We start from the raw sequence: 1,794 nt of genomic DNA on the forward strand, positions 1-1,794 counted from the left end.
GAGGCTGTGACATAAGTCTCCATAATAAAGGCCGGTTTGGAAAAATCTTTGGTTTTTCCAGACCGGCCTTTGTTATAATAGAAAATAAAAAAGAGTATCGGTTGCAGCCGATACTCTGCGAAATTATCCCCGAAAGGACATTCCTAATATGCAAGATTATTATAACATAAATCAAACTACCTTGAGTATCGCTTTAGATTACCTACCAGAAGAAAACCATCCAGCTCGTTACATCAATCAGTTGGTTGAAAGCTTAAAAATAAAATATGATTACCAGTTTGGTCGCCCACGGGAATACAACCTCGGTGCCATGTTAAAACTGGTTCTTTTGGCGTACAGCTACGGTATTTTCAGTAGTCGAAAAATTGAACGCTTTGCCCGTGAAAACAAGCCAGCTAGTTGGTTGATCTCCGATCAAGTACCGTCTTACCGAACAATTTGTCGGTTTAGGATTTCTGAAGAACTGACTACTTTAACGGCTGATAGTTTATCACAACTGACCCAATATCTCCGTCAAAATGGCATGGTTGACGATGTATCTTTTATTGATGGGACAAAGATTTTAGCTGATGCGAACAAATATAGTTTTGTTTGGAAGAAGAATACGATTCGCTTTGATCAAATGAATCGAAAAAAATTAGTGAAACTTTTAGGCGAACTACACGAAGCTAAAATTGTCGATGAAGTCCCGGCCGGTTCGAATTTAACTCCTGAATTGATAGACACGATGATCAGCAAAGTTGAGGACCACTTAGTGGTATTGAACGAAACCGTTGAAGCCACGAAGCAGGTCTCACCGAACCCAGCCAAACAGCAACGTCGTACCATTAAATCTCAAAAACGAAAACTTGACGAGCGGCGTGACAAAATGTGTGAACATCAAGCCCAACAAGTAATCTATGGTCAACGCAATAGTTACTCTAAAACGGACCACGATGCCACCTTTATGCGGGTCAAAGAAGATCCGATGCAAAACGGTCAATTGAAGCCCGCCTACAACTTTCAAATCGCCACAAGCAATCAATTTATCACGGGATATCAGTTGTTTCAGAACCCAACTGACACCCGAACGTTACAGACATTTATTAAACATTTAAAGGCCAACGATACGTTAGGTACCACCATCGTTGCCGATGCCGGATACGGTTCCGAAAGTAATTATCGGTACTTCGAAGACGAACTTGATCAGCATACCGCCTTGATCCCGTATGGGACGATGCTTAAAGAGAATAGTCGAAAATGGCGCAGTGACGACCGTAAAGTCATGAACTGGGATTATTACGCCAAGGATGATTATTTTGTCAATCCGCAAGGAGTGCGATTTAATTTTAAGGCGTATCGCCAGAGAACCGACAAATATGGGTTTACTCGTGATTTCAAAGAATACGTTGCCGAAAAATTTAATGAGAACCACCAACTGATTCCCGCTGCATTAACACCAAAAGGAAATCTAAAAAAGATCTCCGTGAATGAAAATTGGGAATACTTTAAAGCTAAACAACGGGAGTTGCTTTCAGCTCCAAAGACCGGTCAAATCTATGCTCAGCGCAAGATCGACGTTGAACCGATTTTTGGTAAGATGAAGGCTTCTTTGCGTTTTAATCGCTTCTCGGTGCGTGGCTTTGAGAAGGTCACCAAGGAAGCCGGCATCGTCGTCATGGCATTAAATATCATGAAACTGGTCACGTTAGGGGCCAGCTTAAAAAATCAAAGACTTAAGCAAATAGGACGAGAAACCAAAATTCGGTTTCTCGTCCTATTTGCTTATACAGAGGCTAGTTATGTCACAGCCTC

General features: G+C 41.6%; 1 protein-coding gene. It reads left to right on the top strand.

What is annotated here, in order from left to right:
• Nucleotides 1-148: 148 nt before the first annotated feature.
• Nucleotides 149-1,794: IS1182 family transposase (locus tag IV36_RS11645; RefSeq protein ID WP_056992656.1), on the top strand; the 1,646-nt coding region annotated here is incomplete at its 3' end.

This window comes from Liquorilactobacillus mali (assembly GCF_001437155.1).
GTDB lineage: Bacteria > Bacillota > Bacilli > Lactobacillales > Lactobacillaceae > Liquorilactobacillus > Liquorilactobacillus mali_A.